The sequence below is a fragment of the Pseudozobellia thermophila genome (genome assembly GCF_900141855.1).
Taxonomy (GTDB): Bacteria; Bacteroidota; Bacteroidia; order Flavobacteriales; family Flavobacteriaceae; genus Pseudozobellia; species Pseudozobellia thermophila.
This window is the reverse complement of sequence record NZ_FQYU01000018.1, coordinates 1-14,895: the sequence shown is the minus strand read 5'-3', so window position 1 is coordinate 14,895 and position 14,895 is coordinate 1. Positions and strand designations below refer to the sequence as shown.

Genomic DNA, 14,895 nt, shown 5'->3' with positions numbered 1-14,895 from the left:
CCGCTATGCACATTACAAGATTGAGAAAGCGTCAAGGTTTAGAAAGTGTCTTAAGAGCAGAAAAATTATCTTTATTGTTGGATTCCGAAAGTGATGATAATGAGACAAAACCTAAGCCAAATAAAAAGTTGAGTCAGAAGGCCAGGATGCGGCTTAAAAATGTAAAAGCTAATGAAAAATTCAGGGAGATGCAGACCATGGCAAGGGATAATACCATGGTAAAACCTAGATTAATAAATTATCAAATTTTAAAACCTATCACTTCTGAGATAAATGGTATAGAAGGCGAAGACTTAATTAAAGGAGCTATTTTGTTATACGGGATTTCTGAAGGTGCGTCTGGTACCATATATGATTTTGATAAAATATTGCAGGCCTTAAAGAACGATACCTTTCTTTCGAGAGAGTTTAATGCTCAAGGAGAACTTAGGGAATACAAATTAAATCCTGACGGTTCTCCAAAATACAATGGGGGGGGAAGAGGAAAAGTAAAGCCAGAAGAAGTGGCTAAGGCGGCGAAGAAATTTAAATTCAATGCAAAGTTAGTTAAAGGTGTTAAAAATTTGGGACATGTTGCAAACGGTGTAGGCCTTCTTTTTACTACTATGGAATCCTATGAAGATGGTGAAATAACTGCTCTAGAGGCAATGGACATTTTAATGGGTGTTATTGCTTTTGTACCTCCTCACGGATGGATAATTTCTGGGTCATGGTCTATCATGCGGATGACAGTTCCTGAAAAGGGTACTTATGGTATAGAGATGGATAATGGTATTAGACGATTTGGTGAATGGTAATAAATTATGATTTTAATAGATAAAATTTTTATAAAGATATATTTCGCTTACAAAAATAGATTTAATAGTGATACTCCCACTATGTACTCCGTGTCTTACCTGGTCATAATGTTATCAATGCACATTATGGCTATATTAAAAATCTTAGAACTTTTAGGTGCTGATATTCATACCGAACAGTACTCCAAATCACAAAAAATAAGTTTCTTTTTATTACTTTATTTGGTTTTTAGTATTAGGTATTATTATTTTTTTGATCCTGTGAAATTTTCCGAAAAACATGACTTTTCGGAAAACTACAAACCCATTATCATTTATACAGTAGTTTTCTTTATTTCTTTTTGGGTTTTGATATTGGCCTTTTAAAACTTATTAGGATTGAAATGTCATGAAATATTCAAAAAAAAAATCAACTGATATATTATCGATATTTATCATAGATTATGTGAATATCAACAATTTTAGGTAATTCAGGAGCTGTCAAGGCGTTTAGAATGACCTTTGCTTTGGCAGGTCAAACTGGGACTAAATTGATCGTAAATGAACATTCTGAATAAATTTAAAGAAGAAAGGTTCAGGGTCAAGGTCATTCTTGGTATTCTTGGATTGATTATTCTTGTTGGAATTTGTCGTCAATACTTTATGCAAAAAAACATCAGTGAACATAAAGAAGAAACGATTGGAAAAGTGATTGATTTTGAATCAATCAATATGAGACGTTATAGTTTGAAGTATGAATATAGTATTGGAGATAATCAATATCAAGGGGAAATAGGAGTTTCGTATTTTGAATGCGACAACGGCAAAAAAGGTTGTGTTGGCCAAGAGTTTCCTGTGTACTATTCTTCCGAAAATCCTCAGTATAGCCGAATAGACTTGGGAAAATACGAGAAATACAAAACCACGGTCGAGTTTGTAAAATAGTTGCGAATTATAAACCCTGAGAACAAATGAGGCGTTTCATTGTTTTGATTATGTTGATACCCTTGGCCGTTTCGTGCCAAGAAAATGAAGTTGATCTACAAGGTACTTGGCACTATGAGCGCCGTTCGAGACCGGAACGGGGTTTTACCATGAGCATCGATGGGGTGGACGTCACCGAGGAATTGAACGACGAAACTGAGAACGGGGACGGTATGGACCATTTTTATCTGGTCTTTGACGGTCAGGGACAATTGATCGAGTACAAGGTGGGCATAGGCTTCCGTTCAACCTACAAAATCGTTGATAACCTTATTTACTCCAACGACGAACCACTATATGAAATAGTAACATTCAGGGACAGCCTAATGGTCATAAAGCAGCCCGATAAAGTGGATACCGCTACCTATGAAAGAGTTGAAGCCGATTTAAGTGCTTTGGAGATTGTAAATTGACTTATGAACTAAGATAGTCCCAGGGATGTTTTTGTTTTATCGAAATATCCTAGATAATAAAAAGAGTTTTATTTTGATATTGGCAATAACCTGTTCGATATTCTTAATTGGGGTTAGCTTATATTTTATAAAAAGGGATTTTTTCTATCTAACTTTAATAAATCCTTTATTTTCCTTTGTGGTGTATAGTGGTATTTTTTCAATCTTCAATAAGAAATTAAAAAGGGGTCCGGTCGACACTGCATTTAATTGGTCTTTGGGTCTTTTTTACGACCACCTTTTTAATATTTTATATATTGTCCTAGGTATTTTAACACCAATGCTAATATCATTGTTCCTTGTTGATATTTTGAAAAATTAAGCGGTTTACTAAGAATGAAGTCCCGATATTTTGGTGTAGGTTTTAAACCTTCTTTGGAACAACAACTAAAAGAAATGTACTTGGAGGAACGTATGGTTAAGAGGGATAACACTAGGGTTGATATGCCAAAGGATCTGTTAAAAAAAACTAGGGGTGTGGAGTGGTTAAAAAGACTTCATGTCCCAAAATTTTACCGTTATTTCTTTTATAGGCAGCATGTGCTTTCTAAAAAATGGGGCAACATTCAACCTGCTTTCTCTTCATTGATGGTAATAGCACTCACGGGTGTCTTTCATTTTTTTCCTTCTCTTTGGATTTGCGGTAATATTGAATATTGATTTATTTGGATCATATTTTATAAATATACACCCTTTATTAATCGTGTTGTTTTTGTTACTGTTCTTTGGTATGAATTATTTATTGTTTTATTGTCAAGGTAAATGGAAGGACATTCTTAATGAATTTGAAGGGGAAAGTGAGAAGCAACGTAATTTGGGAAAATATTACTTGTTTATTTATGGGGCTTATCGTTGTTTTTAGGGCTACGCTTTCGTTTATCCAGGCTACCTCTCCCTATGTTGGTAAGTATGAGCAAACCAGGTTAGGTCATTTATATTTAGTATGGTTTAATGATCCACCTAATGAATATAGCATTCTTGATTTTTATTGAGAAGATAATCAAATTAAAATCGATAATACCTCGGTAACATAACCATGGCCAGCCCCAAAATATAGGGCCAAGAAGAATTGAAATAATCTTTAATACCGGTTATGCCAATAAAAAAAACAAAAATTCCTGCTGCAATAAAACTAATAGGAGTCAAAAAACCATGAACAGTAGTCCACATCACATCTCCACCGTATTTGGGGTTGACCCACCTTCGTGAGAAACTATAACAAGAGGCCAGTAAATATCTAAGAATAGCTTTCATATATTCAAGGCGCAATATATTTTATGCCTAAATACATAAAGAGGTAAAAACCAAAAAAGAAGAACAGAAAAGCTACCGTGTTCCTTTTGCGACGCTGTTTTTTTGATAACGATTTGAATTCCTTTTCAATACCCCATTTGAAAATGGCATTTTTAGTTGGTTTTCGTAACCCATACCCTATGGGCAACATAACCATAGCTAGCCCCAAAATATAGGGCCATGAGGAATTGGAATAATCTTTAATACCGGTTATGCCAATAAAAAAAACAAAAATTCCTGCTGCAATAAAACTAATAGGAGTCAAAAAACCATGAACAGTAGTCCACATCACGTCCCCCCCGTATTTAGGGTTTACCCATCTTCTTGCAAAACTATAGTTACATGCCAGTATATATCTAAGAACAGTTTTCATTTAACCTTTTAATGTGAGTTTTTGTACTAGACATTTTTATCTCGGTGCGGTTATTAGGCTCTAATTCAGTCTCACGGAAATGTTTTTTTAGTAACCGAGTAGGTGCTTGAAATCATTTTTTGAAAGAAATTTAAAATTTCAGAATGAGGAATACCCCAATATCATTTTGGTTAGAGCCAGATCGTATATATAAGTGAACCATTAAAGAGAACGATACATAATACCTGATTTATAAGTAAGGTAAAAAAACAGATAAACCCAAAAAAGAAAAACAAAAAAGCCATTGTATTTCTAGACCTTCGTTGCTTTTTAGTTAAGGTTTTAAATTCTTTTATGATTCCCCAATTAGATAGAGCTCTACGCGTAGGTTTTTGTAATCCATAACCAATAGGCAACATTATACATGCAGCTCCTAAAATGTAAGGCCATGAATCATCGTACCATTTATTAGCACCGGTGAAATTCAAAACTACAGTATATATTCCCACTGCAATAAAACTAATAGGGGTCAAAAAACCATGAACAGTAGTCCACATCACATCTCCACCGTATTTGGGGTTGACCCACCTTCGTGAGAAACTATAACAAGAGGCCAATAAATATCTAAGAATAGCTTTCATTTACCCTTTAATTAATGGTTTTTGTATCAAAGGTTTTTTAACCATGGTATTATCTATTTCAATTTTGGTCTGCTCCCACAGATTATAGTTTTCAAAACGATCGACCGCCCTTTGAAAAAGAGCCTCGCGGTCTACTGGGGCTTGTTGAACACTATCGTCCCATAAACCGGAATCCCTGCCTATGGTTCGGTCCAAACCTTTCCCGATATCAAAAAAATAATCGACAATACCATATACCGCAATACCGGCCAATACAATAGGGGCTCCAGCGCCAGCAGCTATAACACCAACAACGAGCAAGGTCCCATCTACTATAGTATGTGCATCCCATTTATTACTAACAAAAACTTCATCGTAAATAACTCCCGCGGTTAGTATATTCGCTGCGGGTCCTAAGGGCTTCGTAAGCCTACCTAGGCTGGCTAATTTACCCTTACGCGCCAATTTGGCCAGGTCGTGTACCTTTGTATTCATTACACCCGGTTTTATGGTGCTGCCCAATTTTTCTGCACTTTTGCTAACTTTATAAGTAAAATTGCACCTTATACTGCCCGGTTGCCGTAAGAAAGCATCTCCGGCAATAATTGAGGGTGCATTGATCATATCGTCCGCAAAACCTACTTGTTTTTGCATGAAGTTCATGGTTGGTCGGCCGTACGCTTCCCAAACTCCTGTATCCTTATTTTGGTATTGGACTGGTTGTAACTGTACATCTACTTCATGGCCCATGATTGCACTCATCTGACTTTCGTAATCCTCAAGGCTATGGCTGTGTTCAAACTGGGCCCAATTGTTGGTGCCTTCTTCGTAGAGCGTTACCTTAAAACCATTGCTTGTACTGCCATTGGAGAAAGTGGTATTGGTTTCTGAAAATTCAACACACGTGTCTTCTGGTACTAACACCCATTTTTTCGCCAACATACACTTCCATATACCCAGGTTCTTGACTAGCTCTTATATAGGTGCTAAAATCAATGGGGTCAAAAGAAGAGGAAAGTTCTTCGTTTATACTTTTTTGGGCCAAAAGAGTCAAGGCTTTATCCAATTCCCTACTATTGGCTTATAACTGCAATTCAAGATTGTGTCCAAGGGTGTCCGCAACGGTAGAAAAAGCGTAGGGGTCTCTTTGCGTTTTCCACCAAGCTAGGGTCGCTTGGTTCTCTAAGAACCTTTGTAGCTCATTGAATTTGTCTTCGTCCATTAAAAAAGTACATTTTATCGGAAATAAAGATAAAAAAATAAAGCACTTTACTAGCACTTTTTCGATAAAGCGGCCAAGAATTAAATTGATTATAAAGGTCGGAAAAAATGCCACATATGTCCTGTGAAGTTTTTAATAGGTTGAAAATTATATATTTTCGTAAGGGTAAAATCAATTGTGATATGAATTAATTCGATATACCTTTTTAGGGGAGCAGGCATATAATTCTGGGAAAACTTGGATAATTGGGCAAAATATGGCATAAAAGCGGTTCAGATGGTTACCGGCGGTACCGAGCAAGGTAATAATGTAGGGAAAGCCATAGAAATATTAAAGGAAGAGTTTATGCAAAAAGAGGTCTCAAAGGATACTCAGTTTAGAAATTTGACCCCACGCGAAAAAGAATATTTTTTGACCCACCCCAACCAAGATTCCCTTGGGCTTAAAAAGGGGGTGGATACTTTATATAGATTCAAACGAGTTCGACCTGTAGTGGAACCTTTTAATGATGAATTGTATTATGTTGGCGTGCAGGAAATGAGAGATACTATCTTGAAAAAGAAAATATTAAAAAAGGCACAAGATTTGATTTCCAAAGAAAATAAAAAGAACCAAGAACGTGCAGAAGAAATATTCCATAAGGGCGATTATTAAATTCATATTTCTTTTTGGCTTTATCTGTTACAGTTGTAAGGATAATCAAAGCAAAAGAAATAAAAGTGAGGAGGAAGTTATTTCACCAAGGATTAGTGAAAATTTTCGTGTCTTGGACGGGAATAGATATTTGGACTTTAAATTACCGGACACTATAGCCTTAAAGGATTCTATAAAAGGATATATTGTTTATAAATCCAAGTTTGATACCATAAAGAAGACATCTAAAACAACTCATTTTGTAAATTTATATTTTGCAAATACCGATAAGCTTTCGAAGGATTTCTCAGAATTCCAAACTAAAAAAATCGATACGTTCGCAAGAATACACGATTCTCTATTTATTATTTACGGTATTAAGTTTAATAAGAGGGGTAATCACTCATTAGAAGGTTACATTAAAGATTATTTATATGAAGAAGTAAGTACAGATAGCGTTCGTTTTCGAACAATCGAGGATCATATTCTTTATGAAATTTATGTGAAGTGAATATAGTTTTAACTATGTCCTGGTCAATCAACATGGTTTGGCCTCGTTTGGAGGAGATGTTGGAGTTTTATCTACTCTATTGGTAGGTGCTACATAAAAAAAGTATGTAGCCTCCTGTACTCACTTTAGGTGTTATGTCTATTGTATATAGTCTATAAACAATATGATATTGCGGACAATCAAAAAAAACAACTGGGGAGATAATTGAATTTTACCACTCTACAAGAGCTAGATATGGTTTAAAATATCGTTACTGGGTGGATGATAAGGAATATATTGGGTCGACAGGTGTTAGTCCTTTTAAGTGCGACAACGGCAAAAAAGGCTGTGTGGGCAAAGAGTTTCCTGTATACTATTCTTCCGAAAATCCTCAGTATAGCCGAATAGACTTGGGAAAATACGAGAAATACAAAACCACGGTCGAGTTTGTAAAATAGTTGCGAATTATAAACCCTGAGAACAAATGAGGTGCTTCATTGTTTTGATTATGTTGATACCCTTGGCCGTTTCGTGCCAAGAAAATGAAGTTGATATAAAAGGTATTTGGCACTATGAGCGCCGTTCGAGACCGGAACGGGGTTTTACCATGAGCATCGATGGAGTCGACGTCACCGAGGAATTGAACGACGAAACTGAGAACGGGGACGGTATGGACCATTTTTATCTGGTCTTTGACGGTCAGGGACAATTGATCGAGTACAAGGTGGGCATAGGCTTCCGTTCAACCTACAAAATCGTTGATAACCTTATTTACTCCAACGACGAACCGCTATATGAAATAGTAACATTCAGGGACAGTCTAATGGTCATAAAACAACCCGATAAAGTGGATACCGCTACCTATGAAAGAGTTGGAGCCGATTTAAGTGCTTTGGAGATTGTAAATTGACTTATGAACTAAGATAGTTAACACGATGCGGCCTCTTAAGTTTTATAGGTATATGTTTTACCTCCAGTACAAGTTCTCTCGGAGTCTTTGGGACAATGATGCCCAGTTTTCTGCATTAGTAGGCACTGCGCTAACCTTAATGGCGCAGTTCGTATTTCTTATTGTTACGCTCTCCTATGTTCTTAAGTTTTCTTTCGGGATTAATTTGCTGAAGAATGTTGGACCCCATCATGTTTTAATTTGTTCTTTTTCCTTTTTAGGATTAAGTTATTTATTGTTTTATAAAAACAATAAATGGAAAGCTATTATAAATGAATTTCGAAACCTTGAAGAAGAAAATAGGAATTTTCATTTTTTTCTATATTTATTTGTGTGTTTTTTCTTAGCGTTCTATCCTATTTTTTTCAAAATTTTCCTTGGAATAGACTTATCGAATTAGAGTTGCTTTGATTAAAATTTGAAACAAATCTTTCTTTGAAGTACACGCGGTAATCAAGATAATTTGCGAGTGGCAAAAAGAAAAATGATTTTCGATAATAGATATTAATGGAGTCCTTACTTTTACTACACCCCCCAAACTTTTAAGATTTATCTATTATAGTTTATATACTTATGCATTAGCAACAAATAATTCCACACCAAAGTTATCCAGTTCAATAACCATGGCTTTTACGCATGGGGTGCAATTTCTTTTTTTATTGATTTACTAAATTTAGGGTTCGATGTTGATTTATGGGGCTATTTTTTCGATGGTATTGGAAGATGGGCTTTTGCGATTGTTGCATTCTTATTTCTTTATCTTGTAGAGTTGTTCTATTCTTATAAAGACAAGCACCTTAATTATATTGAAGAATTTGAGAATACACCAATTGACAGTAAAAAATCGGTTTATCTATTTTTTTACATATTTGTTAGTTTAGGAATGCTAATTGTTAGCTTTTGGTTAATAGCAAAATAATGGGAGTAAATCTTTAAAATTTGAAATAGATTATATGCCTCCTATGGAAAGCGGGTTCATTGTATTATATAAAGAAGAAAGACAGGTTAAAATAGATAACACCTATGTGGCCCCAAGCGTAAATATTCACAAAATGAAATTTTAATGGAAGTTTGGCTTAAGAAAATACGGCCTCCTAAATACTTAAGGTATTTTTTTTTCATTATATACAGGTGGTATTCTTCATATAGTAGTGAAAAGCCAACAGCCCATTATACTGCGGCGATTTTTTTAGCTATTCCACATTCTTTAGTGTACATCTCAATCTGTATTCTTTTTGGGGTTCAAAGAATAAGTAAGCTGTATTTTTTATTTTTTTGTCTTTTTATTTTAGTAATTCACTATTATATGTTTTTGTACAAGGACAAGTGGAAAGGGTTTTTACAAGAATTTAAACATTTGGATAGGAAAAAACGAGGCAAAGGTACTTATCTTGTCTTTTTATATCTTATCTTTTTTCTTTTTATAGCGATTTATCCTGCGGTTATTCGTTCTAATGAAAATTCCGATTCATATAAGTTAGAGACCTCAAGAAGTAATCGTCTAGATACTTACGGTATAGCAAAATGTATATCAATTCAAAAAGAAAGCTCTTCAAATTTTGTGTTTTTTGAATTTTATATAGGTACTCGAAAAGTATTAGGAGCTACCGCTATAGAAGATATTGATGAATCATTGATTAATAAGTACTTTAAGGTAAAATATTCAAGTAAGAAAATCAACGAATGTAAACTGTTGCTGAATCATCCAGTCACGGACACCGTTGCAATAAAGAAGGCTGGTTTTAGTTTGAATTAGAGAGAATAACATCTATATCTTAAATAATTATGGGAAGCTTACAATAAGACCTTTTTCTCGCTATTGAAGTAAAAAAAATGGAAAAAATGATGAATTGGTTAAATTCCAAAAAACCGGTGAAATTACTGCTGGTATTAGCCATTTGTTTTTTTTCATTTAAATATTTTCGCACAATTTATCATTTCAAATTTTACTCAACTTATACTATCGGGAAATGTACTTCCATTGAACACCAAAATGCATCCACTTATGCAGACTTTATTTTTTTTGTTGAAGGTCGTCAATATGATGGCTCAACTAAATTGAAAGAGGTAAATAGTATTTGGGTCAACAAATACTTCAAGGTAAGATACTCAAGTAAAAACCCTGAAATAAATGAGATACTTTTAGACGAAATGATTACCGATCCCAAGGCCGTTGAAGCGGCGGGCTTCAAGCTAAAAAGCAAAATAGAATAGTATATGTTCTTTTTGTGTTTATGATTCTACTACATTCAGTTTTAGCGTAAAAAATAATCTAATATTTGGTACGTTCTAAATTAAAGTGTCCCGTATGAAAAACAATTTGATCGCAGCAGGACAATCTTCAGCTCCTGCCTTGGGCAAGGCTTTTGCATTAAATTCTGGAAGAGTTGCTATGGTTAATGGAGTTTCGGAGTTTGGTGATCAGTACGTTTCCAATATTTTAGTTAACGAGGGGATTGATGAAAAATTTGGATTGTCTCACTTGGATTGGGGGGGATATAGGTTTGGCTACAGCTTTGTCCAAGCCAGCGGCATCCACTTTGGGCTCTGTCTTTGATTTTGATAATGGTTTTACAATCAATACGTTTGATGAATCTATGTTAAACTATGGTAAAAGCAGATTGGGAGGGTATACTGGTAAAAAGTTTGGTGATTTGGTTTCAACCCCAATTGAAAATTTCTCTAAACCCATTGGTGCAATGGTAGATAAAACAGGAAATATTCTTATTACTGTAGGGATACGCTCAATAACTTCAGATGATGAAAAAAAAGATAAATAAAAAATATATTCCCTTTTTAATTGTTGTCTTTTTTTTAATTGCTGCTCAAGCCTATGTTAGTTATAAAAGGCATACTATAAATAAACAATTCGAAATTGTTGTTGGTAAGGTCAGCGGTGTCCAAAATTTAATTAAATCTTCCCCAAGTCTTTTTTACAATTACTATGTGGGAGGCAAATTGTACAGTAGCAGTAAAAAAATTGAAGGTTCTTTTTCGAAGTATAAAAATCGATTCTACCCTGTAAAATATTCTTTAGAAAACCCAAGTTGGAGTGAGATTTTATTGGACCAACCCGTTACTGATACCATCGAAATAAAGAAAGCGGGGTTTTCATTGCCAAAGAAGAAAAAGAACAGGTTTCAAGAGTTTTAGGTGATTGGCATGAAGTTTAGATATATTATTTTTTTACCCTTATTTTTTCTTTGTACATCGCTCTGTTCTTCCCAAAAAACTATTATCAGTGATAAAACAAATGAGGGTTTAACCTTGGTTCCCGGTACAAGAATATACCTTCGCCCCCCTTCGTGGTTTCGCCTGTCCAAGGACTTTATGGGGCTTGAAAACGATGACAATGAAATAGTTCGGTTTTATGATGTGTTTGGAAAGGACTATAATGTGGGCTCCTATAAGTACTCAAAAGAAGCGTATGAGGACATTGGGGCAATAGTTTATGACTTTGAGGAAATAACGATTGACAAGTATCCGGGGAAAAAGCTCGTCACCAACAGTGACTATGGGGAGAGGGCAGTAACTTTGGTTTTTGGTGACACTGATTTTACCGTGATAGCGGTCGCTATACTAAACGATGACAACGACACCAAGATTTCCGATCTAATAAATTCTTTTAAGAGCATTGTATATGACAAAGATCGTGAAATCGGCCCAATGGAAGGGGCATTTTTTTCCATCAATACAGAAAAAAGTCGTTTCAAACTATTTTTTCAGGGTAATGGGATATTTCACTTTACTGAAAACGGTGAGCAGCCTACAGATGTAAACTCTTCTTCATATGTTATAAACCAAATGCTAGTTGATTCCCCTGCCCCTAATTTAAAACCTATAGTTGACAATATCATAAACGCTAGTATTGAGAAAGGGTTCAAGGTTACCGATAGAAGACGAACGTCCAAGGATAAAATCAATGGCTACGAATGCTATGAAGAGTTGGTATATGGCGTATCAGGGGGAGAGGAAACCCGGATGGTCTTTACGGCGATCAATGACGGTAGAAGAGCGGTTGTCATAATGGGAAGTGCCAAAGAAGACTATCAGGAGAACATGGAAAAATTCAATCAGTTGACCGCAACGGTACTTTTCCAATAGACTGTTCGTTTTTTTGTTCCTGTGAATTGTTATCATGTGAGGTGCGCCATTTTTATAGTTTTAGGTGTTTGATAATAACTCAAACCACTTGGGCGTTATTAAATTTTACTTCGTGTATAGCCACCTAAGTTGTATTTTTAAATTTTATGGATAAAAATAAAGTGGGCGTCCCAAACTTCTTCCTGGTCTTGGCCTTTGTTTTTTGTACAGGCTTTTTTTGGGGTATTTTACTCTCGTCGGGATCATCAAGTGGTGGAGGTCCCAATGGAATGATGGTCCTATTTATCATAATCGCCTGGGTGTTTTCGGGGGTTATGTCGTTTTGGCTTTTTAGGAGTTTCAAGATGGTTGTCGTTAAAAACAATGCCATTAGCGTTTCTTCATTTTTTTCGAAAAAGGAAGTACTAAAATTCCGTGATTTGGAGTTTGTGGGGTGGCATTCAGAGTATTTCCATTATTCCAAAAGTTTCCATATCGTCGCAACACTTTATGATGTACATGGTGGTTCTATCGAAATAAGTAGTTTGGAATTGGAAAATTTTGATGCAATAATGCAGTGCATCCCACATGAAAATTCAAGGGCTAAAAAACGGGTCTATAAAACTATCGCCAAAGATGAATATATTACTTCCATCATTGGGTTCGGAATTAGTGTTTTGTCATTATTTTTTTGAGTGGAAATGTGATAAATTTCTATACGGAACTTTTTAGTTCCCATTATAACTTTGAGGATTTCTTTTTTAAGATACTTTATCCCATGGTTCATATTGCGGTAATTTGGGCGTTTTTAAAAAGGGTTCTTAGGTATAGGGACATACTCAAAAAAGGAAACGGATAAAAAGCAAAGAAAGAGGCCGACATTGGTTGAAAAGAGAGAATAAAAAGTGAGTTGGATATTGCCACGACCGGATAAAGAGATATTGTAGTGGCTCATGGTAAATCGATGGACAGGAGGAACTGGCGGAAGTCTTCTTCCATGTCCCCGGGAAAAAACAATTGACTCGTATATAGAGACTTTTAAAGGCCTCTTGGCTAATCACACTTGGGACGGGGTCGGAAGAAGCACTGGATAAACGATTGAAATTGGGACCAATAGTGTACGAAAAGCGCTATTGAAGTTGAAATTAAAAAAGAAGTAAAAAAATGATGAATTGGTTAAATTCCAAAAAACCGGTGAAATTACTGCTGGTATTAGTCATTTGCTTTTTTTCGTTCAAATATTTTCGGTCAATTTATCATTTCAAATATTATTCGGCTTATACCATTGGTAAATTTACTCATTTTGAGTACCAGAATGCTTCTACTTATGCCATGTATGAATTTTATGTGGATAACAAAAAAATAGAAGGAGCAACTTACGATAGAGGAAATATAGATCAATTTTTGGTCAACAAATACTTCAAGGTAAGATACTCAAGTAAAAACCCTGAAATAAATGAGATACTTTTAGACGAAATGATTACCGATCCCAAGGCCGTTGAAGCGGCGGGCTTCAAGCTAAAAAGCAAAATAGAATAGTATATGTTCTTTTTGTGTTTATGATTCTACTACATTCAGTTTTAGCTTAAAAAAAAACATTCTAGTATTTGGTACGTTAAAAATTTGAAGGTATCCCGTATGAAAAACAATTTGATCGCAGCAGGACAATCTTCAGCTCCTGCCTTGGGCAAGGCTTTTGCTATTAATTCGGGACGAAAGATATTAATAAATGGGTCTTATAATGCATTGGAACAATATACGACAATAGGGTTGACAGATAATGAATGGGGTTGGGGGAACTTGCAAAAAATTGACAAATTTGATGTAGGAGTGAGTGATTTTTTTAGTAATTATGGAGGTGTCGTTATAAAATCTGCATATGACTGGAAATCTAAAAACGATTATGGTACAAACAATTTAAATGATTTTACTACTAACATGGTTTTTGGTAGTTTAAAATATAAAGCTAGTAGTTCATTTACTGAAGGCGTTGGAAAACCATTGTCCACCTTTGCTCCTGGTCTTGGTGACATTTTCGCACAAGGAGGAAAGTCTACTATAAAAATTACGATAGGTGCTGCTTCTAAAAAAATTAAAGAGAATTGAATTTATTGAAAAATAAATATTCTAGCCTATTGCTATTTTTACTTTTTGTAGGGGTATTGGTGGCAATAACAGTTTGGTCTAAATATGATATTGCCAAACATGAAAAATACACAATTGGCTACGTATATGATATTGATGGAGGAACCGCTACGGCTAGTCCAAGTTTGGTCTATAAATATTATGTTACAGGTAAGGAGTATCATTCAACATCACCATTTTATGAAAATAAAAAATTGTATTTAAATCACTTTTATCGAGTTAGGTATTCTTCTGAGAACCCGAGCTCAAGTGAAATTCTATTGGATAGTGTAGTAAGTGATACAATACTTATCAAGAAAGCGGGGTTTTCATTGCCAAAGAAGAAAAAGAACAGGTTTCAAGAGTTTTAGGTGATTGGTATGAATTTTAGATATCTTGTTTTACCCTTATTTTTTCTTTGTACATCGCTCTGTTCTTCCCAAAAATCTATTATCAGCGATAAAACAAATGAGGGTTTAACCTTGGTTCCCGGTACAAGAATATACCTTCGCCCCCCTTCGTGGTTTCGCCTGTCCAAGGACTTTATGGGGCTTGAAAACGATGACAATGAAATAGTTCGGTTTTATGATGTGTAGATACCCCAAATTTTAGGACAGTAAGTTTAATCATTAAATTTACTGAATATGACACGAAGAAAATTCACATCGAAATTCAAGACCAAGGTAGTATTGGAAGCCTTGAAAGAGCGGCATAGCCTTGCGGAACTGGCCCAGAAATACCAAATACATCCGACACAGATCAGCGGTTGGAAGCGCGATTTCCTGTCCGGTGCGGAAACGGTTTTCGAGAAGAGCAAGACCGATAAGCGGAGTGAGGCCGAGAAAAAGAACGATCAATTGCTCAAGATCATCGGGGAGTTAAAGGTCGAGAACGATTTTTTAAAGGACGCCTTGCGC

At 35.3% G+C, this 14,895-nt stretch carries 20 protein-coding genes; 16 read left to right on the top strand and 4 right to left on the bottom strand.

The window, feature by feature from the left end:
- Positions 1-5: 5 nt before the first annotated feature.
- From BUB37_RS20620 to BUB37_RS20605, 3 genes are all read left to right on the top strand, one after another.
- A complete protein-coding gene (locus BUB37_RS20620; RefSeq protein ID WP_072995868.1) occupies positions 6-797 on the top strand; it encodes a hypothetical protein in 792 nt (263 codons plus the stop codon).
- A gap of 540 nt (positions 798-1,337) precedes the next feature.
- Positions 1,338-1,721: a DUF3592 domain-containing protein gene (locus BUB37_RS20610; RefSeq protein ID WP_072995865.1), complete on the top strand. Its 384-nt coding sequence runs from the start codon at positions 1,338-1,340 to the stop codon at positions 1,719-1,721.
- Positions 1,722-1,747: 26 nt separating this feature from the next.
- The gene (locus tag BUB37_RS20605) at positions 1,748-2,173 is read left to right on the top strand and encodes a hypothetical protein (RefSeq protein ID WP_139278165.1); all 426 of its coding nucleotides are present in this window, start codon (positions 1,748-1,750) and stop codon (positions 2,171-2,173) included.
- A 1,044-nt stretch (positions 2,174-3,217) separates the two neighbouring features.
- On the opposite strand, the gene BUB37_RS21530 is transcribed toward BUB37_RS20605, so the two are convergent.
- The 4 genes from BUB37_RS21530 to BUB37_RS20575 all read right to left on the bottom strand — a co-directional run bounded on the left by BUB37_RS21530 (position 3,218) and on the right by BUB37_RS20575 (position 5,419).
- Complete coding sequence (locus BUB37_RS21530; RefSeq protein WP_139278164.1) at positions 3,218-3,466, bottom strand: hypothetical protein; 249 nt, start codon at positions 3,464-3,466, stop codon at positions 3,218-3,220.
- Between the two features lie 4 nt (positions 3,467-3,470).
- Positions 3,471-3,878: a hypothetical protein gene (locus tag BUB37_RS20585; protein ID WP_072995857.1), complete on the bottom strand. Its 408-nt coding sequence runs from the start codon at positions 3,876-3,878 to the stop codon at positions 3,471-3,473.
- Positions 3,879-4,048: 170 nt separating this feature from the next.
- Positions 4,049-4,498, bottom strand: coding sequence for a hypothetical protein (locus BUB37_RS20580; RefSeq protein ID WP_072995856.1), 450 nt, complete (start codon positions 4,496-4,498; stop codon positions 4,049-4,051).
- On the bottom strand, positions 4,499-5,419 hold the full coding sequence (locus BUB37_RS20575) for a hypothetical protein (RefSeq protein ID WP_072995854.1): 921 nt from the start codon (positions 5,417-5,419) through the stop codon (positions 4,499-4,501).
- 517 nt (positions 5,420-5,936) lie between these two features.
- Between BUB37_RS20575 and BUB37_RS20570 the strand changes: the two genes are divergently transcribed.
- The 13 genes from BUB37_RS20570 to BUB37_RS20495 all read left to right on the top strand — a co-directional run.
- Positions 5,937-6,353, top strand: coding sequence for a hypothetical protein (locus BUB37_RS20570; RefSeq protein WP_072995852.1), 417 nt, complete (start codon positions 5,937-5,939; stop codon positions 6,351-6,353).
- 690 nt (positions 6,354-7,043) lie between these two features.
- Positions 7,044-7,280 (top strand): hypothetical protein, encoded by a 237-nt coding sequence (locus BUB37_RS22035; RefSeq protein ID WP_450088426.1) that lies wholly within the window; start codon positions 7,044-7,046, stop codon positions 7,278-7,280.
- Between the two features lie 26 nt (positions 7,281-7,306).
- Positions 7,307-7,732, top strand: coding sequence for a hypothetical protein (locus tag BUB37_RS20555; RefSeq protein ID WP_139278163.1), 426 nt, complete (start codon positions 7,307-7,309; stop codon positions 7,730-7,732).
- 1,345 nt (positions 7,733-9,077) lie between these two features.
- On the top strand, positions 9,078-9,527 hold the full coding sequence (locus BUB37_RS21525; RefSeq protein WP_139278162.1) for a hypothetical protein: 450 nt from the start codon (positions 9,078-9,080) through the stop codon (positions 9,525-9,527).
- Between the two features lie 86 nt (positions 9,528-9,613).
- Positions 9,614-9,985 (top strand): hypothetical protein, encoded by a 372-nt coding sequence (locus BUB37_RS20540; protein WP_139278161.1) that lies wholly within the window; start codon positions 9,614-9,616, stop codon positions 9,983-9,985.
- Between the two features lie 245 nt (positions 9,986-10,230).
- Positions 10,231-10,551: a hypothetical protein gene (locus BUB37_RS20535; RefSeq protein ID WP_072995839.1), complete on the top strand. Its 321-nt coding sequence runs from the start codon at positions 10,231-10,233 to the stop codon at positions 10,549-10,551.
- Positions 10,532-10,924 carry a hypothetical protein gene (locus BUB37_RS20530; RefSeq protein ID WP_170863203.1) on the top strand — a complete coding sequence of 131 codons (393 nt, stop codon included), beginning with the start codon at positions 10,532-10,534 and terminating at the stop codon, positions 10,922-10,924. Before BUB37_RS20535 ends, BUB37_RS20530 begins: the two co-directional genes overlap by 20 nt.
- A gap of 9 nt (positions 10,925-10,933) precedes the next feature.
- Complete coding sequence (locus tag BUB37_RS20525) at positions 10,934-11,875, top strand: hypothetical protein (protein WP_139278160.1); 942 nt, start codon at positions 10,934-10,936, stop codon at positions 11,873-11,875.
- Between the two features lie 146 nt (positions 11,876-12,021).
- Positions 12,022-12,549, top strand: coding sequence for a hypothetical protein (locus tag BUB37_RS20520; protein ID WP_072995833.1), 528 nt, complete (start codon positions 12,022-12,024; stop codon positions 12,547-12,549).
- Positions 12,550-13,018: 469 nt separating this feature from the next.
- Positions 13,019-13,393 (top strand): hypothetical protein, encoded by a 375-nt coding sequence (locus tag BUB37_RS20515; protein ID WP_139278159.1) that lies wholly within the window; start codon positions 13,019-13,021, stop codon positions 13,391-13,393.
- A gap of 99 nt (positions 13,394-13,492) precedes the next feature.
- Positions 13,493-13,960, top strand: coding sequence for a hypothetical protein (locus BUB37_RS20510; RefSeq protein WP_072995830.1), 468 nt, complete (start codon positions 13,493-13,495; stop codon positions 13,958-13,960).
- The gene (locus tag BUB37_RS20505; protein WP_139278158.1) at positions 13,957-14,349 is read left to right on the top strand and encodes a hypothetical protein; all 393 of its coding nucleotides are present in this window, start codon (positions 13,957-13,959) and stop codon (positions 14,347-14,349) included. Before BUB37_RS20510 ends, BUB37_RS20505 begins: the two co-directional genes overlap by 4 nt.
- Before the next feature lie 273 nt (positions 14,350-14,622).
- Positions 14,623-14,895 (top strand): transposase (locus tag BUB37_RS20495; protein WP_072995824.1); only part of this gene is annotated, 273 nt, incomplete at its 3' end.

Coding starts and splice junctions, on each gene's coding strand:
- BUB37_RS20510 (WP_072995830.1), top strand. CDS start 13,493: ATGAAAAACAATTTGATCGCAGCAGGACAATCTTCAGCTCCTGCCTTG.
- BUB37_RS20525 (WP_139278160.1), top strand. CDS start 10,934: ATGAAGTTTAGATATATTATTTTTTTACCCTTATTTTTTCTTTGTACA.
- BUB37_RS20540 (WP_139278161.1), top strand. CDS start 9,614: ATGATGAATTGGTTAAATTCCAAAAAACCGGTGAAATTACTGCTGGTA.
- BUB37_RS20585 (WP_072995857.1), bottom strand. CDS start 3,878: ATGAAAACTGTTCTTAGATATATACTGGCATGTAACTATAGTTTTGCA.
- BUB37_RS20535 (WP_072995839.1), top strand. CDS start 10,231: ATGAAAAATTTGGATTGTCTCACTTGGATTGGGGGGGATATAGGTTTG.
- BUB37_RS20515 (WP_139278159.1), top strand. CDS start 13,019: ATGATGAATTGGTTAAATTCCAAAAAACCGGTGAAATTACTGCTGGTA.
- BUB37_RS20580 (WP_072995856.1), bottom strand. CDS start 4,498: ATGAAAGCTATTCTTAGATATTTATTGGCCTCTTGTTATAGTTTCTCA.
- BUB37_RS20520 (WP_072995833.1), top strand. CDS start 12,022: ATGGATAAAAATAAAGTGGGCGTCCCAAACTTCTTCCTGGTCTTGGCC.
- BUB37_RS20610 (WP_072995865.1), top strand. CDS start 1,338: ATGAACATTCTGAATAAATTTAAAGAAGAAAGGTTCAGGGTCAAGGTC.
- BUB37_RS21530 (WP_139278164.1), bottom strand. CDS start 3,466: ATGAAAGCTATTCTTAGATATTTACTGGCCTCTTGTTATAGTTTCTCA.
- BUB37_RS21525 (WP_139278162.1), top strand. CDS start 9,078: ATGTTTTTGTACAAGGACAAGTGGAAAGGGTTTTTACAAGAATTTAAA.
- BUB37_RS20575 (WP_072995854.1), bottom strand. CDS start 5,419: ATGTTGGCGAAAAAATGGGTGTTAGTACCAGAAGACACGTGTGTTGAA.
- BUB37_RS20620 (WP_072995868.1), top strand. CDS start 6: ATGCACATTACAAGATTGAGAAAGCGTCAAGGTTTAGAAAGTGTCTTA.
- BUB37_RS20530 (WP_170863203.1), top strand. CDS start 10,532: ATGAAAAAAAAGATAAATAAAAAATATATTCCCTTTTTAATTGTTGTC.
- BUB37_RS20555 (WP_139278163.1), top strand. CDS start 7,307: ATGAGGTGCTTCATTGTTTTGATTATGTTGATACCCTTGGCCGTTTCG.
- BUB37_RS20605 (WP_139278165.1), top strand. CDS start 1,748: ATGAGGCGTTTCATTGTTTTGATTATGTTGATACCCTTGGCCGTTTCG.